At 37.7% G+C, this 9,361-nt stretch carries 12 protein-coding genes; 8 read left to right on the plus strand and 4 right to left on the minus strand.

Translation table 11 applies throughout. The features are described 5' to 3' along the window. Positions 1-386: 386 nt before the first annotated feature. The 5 genes from RQ763_RS06055 to RQ763_RS06075 all read left to right on the plus strand — a co-directional run bounded on the left by RQ763_RS06055 (position 387) and on the right by RQ763_RS06075 (position 3,285). The gene (locus RQ763_RS06055; RefSeq protein WP_314151770.1) at positions 387-749 is read left to right on the plus strand and encodes a hypothetical protein; all 363 of its coding nucleotides are present in this window, start codon (positions 387-389) and stop codon (positions 747-749) included. Beyond that, complete coding sequence (locus tag RQ763_RS06060) at positions 746-1,024, plus strand: hypothetical protein (protein ID WP_314151771.1); 279 nt, start codon at positions 746-748, stop codon at positions 1,022-1,024. The genes RQ763_RS06055 and RQ763_RS06060 overlap by 4 nt, the downstream gene beginning before the upstream one ends. A gap of 507 nt (positions 1,025-1,531) precedes the next feature. Then, positions 1,532-1,885, plus strand: a complete 354-nt coding sequence (locus RQ763_RS06065) for a hypothetical protein (protein ID WP_314151772.1) — start codon at positions 1,532-1,534, stop codon at positions 1,883-1,885. 2 nt (positions 1,886-1,887) lie between these two features. Continuing rightward, complete coding sequence (locus RQ763_RS06070; protein WP_314151773.1) at positions 1,888-2,229, plus strand: hypothetical protein; 342 nt, start codon at positions 1,888-1,890, stop codon at positions 2,227-2,229. Positions 2,230-2,691: 462 nt separating this feature from the next. After that, positions 2,692-3,285 carry an MBL fold metallo-hydrolase gene (locus RQ763_RS06075; protein ID WP_314151774.1) on the plus strand — a complete coding sequence of 198 codons (594 nt, stop codon included), beginning with the start codon at positions 2,692-2,694 and terminating at the stop codon, positions 3,283-3,285. On the opposite strand, the gene RQ763_RS06080 is transcribed toward RQ763_RS06075, so the two are convergent. Both RQ763_RS06080 and cmoB read right to left on the minus strand, forming a co-directional pair. Then, a complete protein-coding gene (locus RQ763_RS06080; protein WP_314151775.1) occupies positions 3,282-3,788 on the minus strand; it encodes a hotdog domain-containing protein in 507 nt (168 codons plus the stop codon). The two genes, RQ763_RS06075 and RQ763_RS06080, sit on opposite strands and share 4 nt — an antisense overlap. Then, complete coding sequence (cmoB, locus tag RQ763_RS06085; RefSeq protein WP_314151776.1) at positions 3,785-4,681, minus strand: tRNA 5-methoxyuridine(34)/uridine 5-oxyacetic acid(34) synthase CmoB; 897 nt, start codon at positions 4,679-4,681, stop codon at positions 3,785-3,787. The genes RQ763_RS06080 and cmoB overlap by 4 nt, the downstream gene beginning before the upstream one ends. A 63-nt stretch (positions 4,682-4,744) precedes the next feature. Here cmoB and RQ763_RS06090 point away from each other — a divergent pair, with 63 nt between their 5' ends. Further along, positions 4,745-5,638: a cation diffusion facilitator family transporter gene (locus tag RQ763_RS06090; RefSeq protein WP_314151777.1), complete on the plus strand. Its 894-nt coding sequence runs from the start codon at positions 4,745-4,747 to the stop codon at positions 5,636-5,638. Between the two features lie 20 nt (positions 5,639-5,658). Here the strand turns inward: RQ763_RS06090 and rny are convergent, their stop codons facing one another. Both rny and RQ763_RS06100 read right to left on the minus strand, forming a co-directional pair. Then, positions 5,659-7,227 (minus strand): ribonuclease Y, encoded by a 1,569-nt coding sequence (rny, locus tag RQ763_RS06095; RefSeq protein WP_314151778.1) that lies wholly within the window; start codon positions 7,225-7,227, stop codon positions 5,659-5,661. Next, positions 7,184-7,801 carry a 5-formyltetrahydrofolate cyclo-ligase gene (locus tag RQ763_RS06100; protein WP_314151779.1) on the minus strand — a complete coding sequence of 206 codons (618 nt, stop codon included), beginning with the start codon at positions 7,799-7,801 and terminating at the stop codon, positions 7,184-7,186. The genes rny and RQ763_RS06100 overlap by 44 nt, the downstream gene beginning before the upstream one ends. A 63-nt stretch (positions 7,802-7,864) precedes the next feature. On the opposite strand from RQ763_RS06100, the gene RQ763_RS06105 reads away from it, so the two are divergent. Beyond that, positions 7,865-8,422, plus strand: coding sequence for a TlpA disulfide reductase family protein (locus RQ763_RS06105; protein WP_314151781.1), 558 nt, complete (start codon positions 7,865-7,867; stop codon positions 8,420-8,422). Next, complete coding sequence (gene ftsY / locus RQ763_RS06110; protein WP_314151782.1) at positions 8,423-9,304, plus strand: signal recognition particle-docking protein FtsY; 882 nt, start codon at positions 8,423-8,425, stop codon at positions 9,302-9,304. The last annotated feature ends 57 nt before the right edge of the window (positions 9,305-9,361 follow it).

Genomic DNA, 9,361 nt, shown 5'->3' on the forward strand with positions numbered 1-9,361 from the left:
AAACAAGGTGTTAACTGAATAAGTTTCTGTCTATATAAGTGGGGTCATTCCACTTTCATATTCTTATCTTCCTGATAAGGTTATTATTAATGCCTCTTGTGGTATTCATGTAAATTTAATTTCTTTAACTTCTTTTGATGTTCATTTTGACTCTTTGGTTTCCAAGCTTGTTAGTTTTAATATGGAGGATTTAACTCCTTTCACTGGTGATTATGCTTCTAGAGGTTTGATTGAGACTTGTTTAACTGTTCTTTATAATGGTAGATATTATAATCTTTCTATTTCTACTGCAAGTGCTCATTATGATATTTCTGAACTTGAGTTTTTCCGTACCAAATTAATTTATGTCATTCAAAATCCTAATAATTATAATTGGATACTTTAAAATGCCACAATATAAAGTTCAATTAAAACAAGGTCAAAGAACCATTGTAAACCACATTGAGGCGAAATCATTACAGTCTGTAATAGATTTTTATAGTCAAGTATCAACTATGAAGCTCACAGAGATTTTAAAAGTTGAATATCAGGCAGACGGCATAATTCCATCCGATGATTTTCAATATACAAAACTTTTTAAAGGTCTTCTAAAACATGAGACTGATACATCAAGAGTCTCAAGGCAGTTGATACTTCATAATATAAAAAATACTATAAATGAAACAGAGCTTTTCGCCCTGATTAAAACACATTTAGAGGTAAACGGTCAGTCTGTTACTGGTGTCTATGCGGGGTTGTTTAAAAAATGAAAAATACGGAATTATCAGATATTTTTATAGCATTCGGTTATGTAGATATGCAATCAAGTGGTACAACTCCTCTAAAATGTACCTCTTGCGGATTACCTCTTTCTTTTAAATCTAGCAACCTAGCATGCGATAATAATCATAATATTTCATATATTGATTTTACCCTTGATTACATAAAGATGATAGAGTCTTATAAAGCAGATATTATAAATGGCACTTTAGATTTAGGTAATTCTTCTGATGATGTTCCTCTTATTTTAGAAGTTTGTTCGTGACGGATCTGCTCAAGAATAGTGTGACGTTACAGGATAAAAATATAAATGTGACTCAGCAGCTCTTTTTGCATCAGAAGTTCTTTTTTTACATGAAGTGGTAGCCTGTAAAAAAGCTTCCTCCCTTTTCCCTTCATTTATGCGACCCAAGTATTTTAAAGCTTATAAGACACTTCTGGGGCTTTGCCCCTTAATTGTCTTTTCAGCTTTCAAAAATGCTAAACTTCATAAAAATTAAGGAAAGGGGTGTACGCTTTTTGGCTTCCTCTTTTTTTAGCTGATTTTGCGCTCTTGCTCTTTGCTCTTTGATCCGCTCTTTATTTACAGTTTTTGTTCTTTAAGTACTTGCCACTTTTAAAAAAAATAAACAAAGTGTGAAATGCTACTCTGTCCAATCCCTTTAAATAGATACCTTTTTTAAAAAATATTTCACTATCTGTACAGCTTAAAAAAACATTCTAAACTTTCGTAACTCAAAAAAAAGAGTTAAAAAACAAAAAGGTGTCAAAAATGATTAGACAAATTGTAAACGGCAAAACCGTTAAAACAGTAAACGTTTCTGCTTCTATTGCTGATTTAGCAACACTTAAGACTCTCATGGCTGGCGAGCTTGAAACATGGGAAACTAAAGGAAGCGGTGGAACTCCCTCAAATCCTTTAATTCTTAACCATGTTGGTTTTGCGGTTGGTAAGAAACTATTAGGCGGTGCGGTTCACTCTCAAAGTGTATTTATTCCACACTTAAAAGCTACAAAACACTTTCACGAAGTGAGAACGGCTGTTGTCGGTGTTTGGGATATGGATTTTAATTCTGCAACTGCTTGTGAGTATGCAAATCCTTACAACATGAAAAGCGAGGCATAACGATGGCAAAATCACTAATTAGAAACAAATTGGGCGACAAAGTAAAGTCGATTACCGTTCCTACAAATGACCTTAATGCTATTGCATTTGCAACAGATTTTCTTGATGGCGAGTGGGAAGTTTTACAACATACGGGAACTGAGGGGAGCGATGTTGAAACAGTCGCAAATGAAGTTAACGTAATGGTAAAAAGCCTTGCTGGTACAAAAACATATTTTAGCTTCCTTGCTAAAAACACAATGAACGAAGATGAAATCTTTACGGCTATAAAAGGTCTAACTATCAACGGTGTTCTTGTTGAACAAGCTTATATTCTCGGAATGAAGCAGGTTAATTTTTCATAATGAGCATTGATATTTTTATAAACCTTATCGGTGTTGTGATTACTTTCTTATCACTTCTGACTTATGTTGTTGTACGGTTCGCTAAACTTGAGAACGAAGTAACACATATCAGAGCAGATATTGAAGATTTCCATGATATCAAACAAATGGTTTATAAAATACACGCACAAAATGAACTCTTGCTCAGTCTTAGGGTCTCCGCTATTTCTCCTTTAAAATAGAGGTTTTACCGCCTCTATAAACAACTTTATGCTAAAATCACAAAAAATCTTCAAAAACAAATAATAAACAAATTAAGGTCAAGCCCTTGACTTTTATTACGGAATTTTAGTTACCAATGTTATACTTTCATAAAAAAAGGAGTCAAAATGACTCCTCTTGCCCTTATGGGCAAAGCTTTAGTGCCTGAATATAATTTGGACGAGTTCAAATTATATGAGATTAATTAGTAGGAGTATGAATATGAAGATAAAAGCAAAAGCGATGGGAGAGTACCAAACAAACTGCTACATAGTAACCCTTGAGGAGATGGATTTTATAATTGATCCTGGTATCGGCGCTACTGAGTGGGTTATGCAAAATGTTACCAACCCTGTTGCCATCTTAAACACGCATGGACATTTCGACCATGTCTGGAGCAATGCAGAGCTGCAAAAGAGATTAAAAGTTCCACTCTACACCCCAAAAGAGGATGTAATGCTTCTTTTGGGAAGTTCATGGAGTCCTGATCTGCCGCCTTCAAAACCTGACGTAGAAGTAGAACCAAATCAGGAGTTTGACTTTAACGGGGTAAAAGTGAAGTTTCGCCATTTTCCAGGACATACACCCGGGTGCTCCACAATAGAGATAAATGATGCAATGTTTAGCGGTGATTTTATATTTGAGCGCTCCATCGGACGAACAGATTTTCCATACTCCTCACCGCAGCAGATGAGAGAATCTCTCGAAGAGTTTAAGAAAATCCCCTACGACAAAACGATATATCCAGGGCATGGAAACACGACAACAATCAAGCAAGAGCAGCAATACAGCGACTACTGGATAGCAAACCTTTAGTCGTGCTCGTTATGGTACTCCTCCCCCTCTTCCTCTGTCAGTCTTAATTTCAGTACGTGTCTATCCGTCACAACGGTCTTAAACTCACCGTCAAAAACCTTAATATCCAAAACATTGCCAATAACATGCACGTTTCTTTTTCTGCCCTCTTTATGACGCACTTTAGCCGTAAAATTTATTATATCGCCAAATTTTACAGGAGATAAAAACTGACAGTTGCTTGCGACTAAAACAACATTTCTTTCATTAACGGCAGCCATAGCGGCATAATCTGCCGCGCCAAAAACGAAGCCTCCATGGATTAAACCCTTTGAGTCGGCAATCATATCATGGGTGGTTACAAGTTTTAGTTTAACATACCCAATGTCCATCTTCTCTATCTCTCCGCAGAGATCATGATTGACCTCTTCATGCGTTTTTAGCAGTACATCATCTTTAGCTCTATAATCTTCTACTTCGAGCTCTTCATTATCTTCAAAATCTCTATCTTCTCTCTCGCTCATCTATTATCCTTACTTAATTTTACATAAACTCTAGCAGGAGCCGGATAGCCCTCTACCGTCTTAGTGCTGTCATTTTTATCCAAAAAATCCTCCAAAGATTGTCCCTCCATCCATGAAGTCTTTCTCTGTTCGTCGCTGTTTGTCACGGTTTTCTCCAAGACTTCAAATCCGCTAAATCCTGCTCTTGTGCACCAATTTTTCAGAGCTTTTATACTCGGTACAAAATAGATATTGGGTATCTTAGAGTATGAGGACTCGGGACATAGGCACATCTCCTCATCACCCTCAATATAAAAAGTGTCAAGTATCACTTCACCTTTTTTATCAAGACCCTTGTAAAGAGACTTTAACATAGCAACCGGATCGCTTCTGTGATAAAGAACCCCTAAACAAAAAATAGTATCAAACTTCTCTTCATAAAACTCTAAATGCTCCACGCCCAAAAGCTCATAGATAATGCTGCTTTTAGCAAAGTGATTTATAAAATCAAACTGTGTCTTATAAAGCGGCGAAGGATCAAAGCCTACAAGCGATTTTGGAGAGTCCTCCTGCATTCTAAAAAGATAATATCCATTGTTACACCCTATATCGGCAACTCTCTTATCTTTTAAATTAAAATGTTTGCGCAGCAGATTGTATTTTATGTTGCTTCTCCACTCGGAGTCTATATATGTGTCAAATATTTCAAACGGTCCCTTTCTCCAAGGCATCATCATGCGTGCCACTCTCTGTATCTCCGGCAGGTCTGGGTAATTACCGCTTATTTTCACAACATCGCCGAGAGTTACCTCCCATGAACCATCCTCTAAACCATCAAGCGCTTCACGAAGCGGCGCTATATTTTTCCACTTCATCCACTTTTGTCGCTCTTCTCTTAGTGCATCTATATTCATCTTATACTTTATCTTAAAAAAATTTAATTATAATTGTATCAAAAGATAGCTATAAGGAGTTTGATGAGATTGGAAAAGAAAGCTACGGTTGTCTCAACAAGTGTGGCGGCGGTGCTTGTACTTATGAAGATGAGTGTTGGTATATTTAGCGGTTCTATTGCTGTTTTAGCCTCGGCGATTGATTCGCTTCTTGACTTAACGGTATCTCTTTTTAACTATTTTGCTCTCAATAGTTCAGAGAAAGACCCTGATCATAAATTTCATTTCGGACGCAGCAAAATTGAACCTCTTGCCGCTGTTATAGAGGGGTTTGTCATCTCTTTTTCAGCACTTTTCATACTCTATGAAGCGATATCAAAAATTGTAAACTACACGCCGATGGAGTATGTAGGAACAAGTATTGCCGTTATGATTGCCTCTCTTGTAATCACTGCATTTTTAGTCGCTTTTTTAAACTATGTCGCTAAAAAAACAAAAAATATGGTCATAAGAGCAGATGCACTTCACTACAAAACGGACCTCTTCTCAAACGGTGCCATCTTGCTTGCACTAGGGCTTATCTCCATTACGGGAGAGTATCTTATAGACCCTATTTTAGGTATAGGTATTGCCTTTTATATGATCTACTCGGCAATGCCTATTATAAGAGAGGGGATGTTTATGCTACTGGATGCTGCTCCATCACCAGAAGATTTAGCAAAAATCGAAATGGTTTTAGAGACCCAAAAGGATATTAACGGCTATCATGACCTAAAAACCAGAGAGTCAGGTTCTCATATATTCATCTCTGTTCATGTGGTCTTTAATGTTAGCATATCGCTCTATGATGCACATCTCATATCGGATAGACTTGAAGCAAAATTTCGCGCACTTTTTGAAGATAAACATGTGCATGTGCTTATTCACATGGACCCATACGACGATTCAGAGATGAATGTTACCGAGGATGTCTATTAGATAGACATCCTCTTTATATCTTATTTTGCAAACTCTACAGCTCTGCTCTCTCTGATGACATTTACTTTTATCTCGCCTGGATATTGAACCTTCTGCTCTATCTCCTTGGCTATCTCTTTCGCCATTAAAACAGATTCGTCGTCATTGACTAAAGAGGCATTGACGATCACTCTTACCTCTCGTCCTGCATTGATTGCATAAGCCTGTTTTACACCCGTATGCTCTGAGGCTATCTCTTCTATCTCGGTAACTCTCTTTAAGAAGCTCTCAAGCACTTCACGTCTGGCACCCGGTCTTGCAGCCGAGAGCGCATCCGCAGCACAGACTGCACCACACTCTATAGAGTTTATCTCTTCTTGCCCGTGGTGCGCATAAATAGCATTTATAACTACACTATGCTCGTTATAGCGATTGCAAATAGCCGCACCCAAGTCGACATGGTTTCCGTTGTTATCATGCGTTAGAGCCTTGCCTATGTCATGCAGAAGCCCTGCTCTTTTTGCAAGTTTCACATCTCCGCCCATCTCAGCCGTCATTATTCCTGCAAGATGTGCAACTTCAAGTGTATGCGCAAGTGCATTTTGTCCATAACTTGCACGATAACGAAGCTTTCCTATGAGTTTTATAAGCTCAGGATGCATTACACCGATATCCAAATCAGCCAATATCTCCTCGCCCTCATTTAAAACTTCAGACTCAAATTCATCGCACACTTTGCCGTAAATCTCTTCAATACGAGCAGGCTGAATACGCCCATCCTCTATGAGAAGCTCTATGGTTTTTGTAGCAATAGCACGTCTATATAGATTAAAACTGCTGAGCATAATCGCATTTGGGGTATCATCGATAATAATATCAACTCCCAAAAGAGTCTCTAGGGTTTTAATATTTCTGCCCTCTTTGCCTATGATGCGCCCTTTTAGCTCATCATCGGAGAGGTGGACAATATTTGTAAGCCGCTCTGCGGCAAATTCGCCCGCATATCTACTTGTAGCCTGAGCTAAAATATAGTTTGCTCTTTTTTTAGCCTCGGTTTTTGCCTCATTTTCATAACGTCTTACAATATGGGCTATATCTGCTCGCGACTTCTCTTCTACTTTTTCAAGTAAAACGGCTTTTGCCTCATCTTTTGTCATTCCAGCGCAGTGCTCTATGGCATTTAGCGCCTCGTCTATCTTCTGTTCGTATCTCTTTTTTAGTGAGCCTAGGGATTTTTCATTTCTTTTTAAATCAACTTGTCTTGCTTTTAAGACAGACACTTCATCTTGAAGTCTTCTCTCTTCATTTTGTTTATAGCGTTTAAAGCTCTGCTCTTTCCTAAGAATCTCATCTTCTCTTTGTGCAAGATCAGCTTTGGCTCTCTCTTTTGCATTTTCATACAACTTTGTAGCCTCTAGCTCTATCTCTTGAGATTTTATATTTGCTTTATAAAGAAGCAACTGCGCCTCATTCTCTATCGCACTTGCTTGAGCTTTTGCTTTTTCGACATATATATCAAAATTAGCACTCGTTATTTTTTTAGAAATGAAAAAACCTAAAAGTCCACTAACGGAAGCGATTGAGCCTCCAATTAGTATCTCGTTTAGCATTTTGATTCCTCTTTATAGCTATATTTTTATTTTGCACATTAATATTTGGCGTAATAATTACATCACATGTAATGTCGTATGCATCACAAATGAACTCTTTTGTATAACAAAATTCTGATTGTATAAAAATCGTGTACGGTCTCTTTTTTAACTTTTCAAAGAAACGATCGTACATCCCTTTTCCAAAACCAACTCTTTGTAAATTTCCGTCTACGCCAACAATGGGCACTATAGCTACATCAACTTTTTTAATATCTCTTAAACTTTTTCCCGCTTCATAAATACCAAATTTTTTCTTTTTCAGCGGTAACCTAAATGGTACCATCTTAAAACTTTCGCCTTCCATAAATGGAACAAAAATATCACATTTTTTTCTCAACTTTTGAATTGATTTAAAAGTATTTGCCTCAAAAGGGAGTGAAGTATAAAAAAGTATTCTTTTGTTTTTAAATCTTTTAAGTTCCCTAAGGAGCTTAGCATCTATTTTGGCATTTTTGTAAAATTGATTATGCAGCGGACTGCTTTTAATTTTTTGTAGACAATTTTGTCTAAAAATTGCTTTTGTAAGAGGCATGTAAAATCTTTGTGGCTATAATTTCGCTAATTTTACTTAAAAAAAAGAAAACAAGGTAAGCAAATGTTAAAAAAATATATTTTATCCCTCTCAATTGTATCGACACTACTTTTTCAGGGGTGTTCAAACAATGAAGAGAAAAAGAGCGCAAACGAGATGATTGCAGCAAAAGAGTATGTGTTAACGGGACTTGATAAAAAGCAGTATGTTGTCAAAAAAGAGGGCAAAGGTTTTAAGCTAGAGGGCGCGGAGGGCAAAATAGTTATTTTTGATATATTTGCCACATGGTGCCCTCCATGTCGTGCAGCCGCTTCTCATCTAAGCTCACTTCAAGAGAAGCATAAAGATAATTTAATTATTATCGGCATAACTATTGAGGACAAGATTGAGGATGCAAAACTTCTAGATTTTGCAACGACTTACGGTGCGAAATATCTTCTTGTCAACTCAGACCAAAATCGCCGTCTTGTAAACGAATTGGTTAAAGAGCTCGAACTTGGAGAGAGATTTCCTATCCCTACTATGGCAATGTACAAAGATGCAAAGCTTATAAACTACTATGTCGGCGCTACAGAGGAGGAGTTTATTGACAGCGACATCAGAAATGCTTTGGATAAATAGATGTTTGGTTTTATAAAAAAATCTCTCTCCAAAACTGCAGATGCCATAAAATCTGTAGTTCCAAAAAAGAAAATATCATTCACAAAAGATGAGATTGAAGATATTTTACTCGAAGCTGACGTCGAGTATGCCCTTGTAGAGATAATACTTCGCGAAATATATCAAGACAATGTAACACGCGATATTTTACGTTCAAAGCTTCTTTCCACCCTTGCCTACACATCATACGAAGAACCAAAGTTCACTTCTCCGTTTGTCGAGCTGATTATCGGAGTAAACGGTGCGGGAAAAACGACCACAATCTCTAAACTTGCGGCTCGCTATAAGAGTGAGGGCAAAAAAGTTATTCTTGGAGCGGGAGATACTTTCAGAGCGGCAGCCATAGAGCAGCTAACTCTCTGGGCAAAAAAACTCGACATCCCCATCATCGCTTCCAAACAGGGTCATGACAGTTCTGCCGTTGCTTATGACACCATAGACTCTGCAAAATCAAGAGGATTTGACAACGTCATCATAGATACTGCGGGAAGACTTCATACGCAGACAAACCTTGGAAACGAGCTCAAAAAAATAGCAAAAATTTGCGATAAAGCGCATAGCGGCGCACCGCACAGAACTGTTCTTGTCATTGACGGCACGCAGGGCAACTCCGCAATCGCTCAGGCAAAAGCCTTTAATGAGATGATAGGGATTGACGGCATTATCATCACAAAACTTGATGGAACGGCAAAAGGGGGAAGCATCTTCAGCATTGCTTACGCACTTGAACTTCCTATTCTTTACGTTGGAACAGGCGAACAGCCAGAAAACTTAACATTCTTTGACAAGTATGAGTTTGTCGACGGATTGCTTGATGCTATCTTTATCGAAGATGAGAGTTAGTCTTACGTTCTAAACGTCTCCAGCTTCGCATGCAGCTCATCCGTCATAGCATTTAGA

Source organism: Sulfurimonas sp., assembly GCF_032250635.1.
Lineage (GTDB): Bacteria > Campylobacterota > Campylobacteria > Campylobacterales > Sulfurimonadaceae > Sulfurimonas.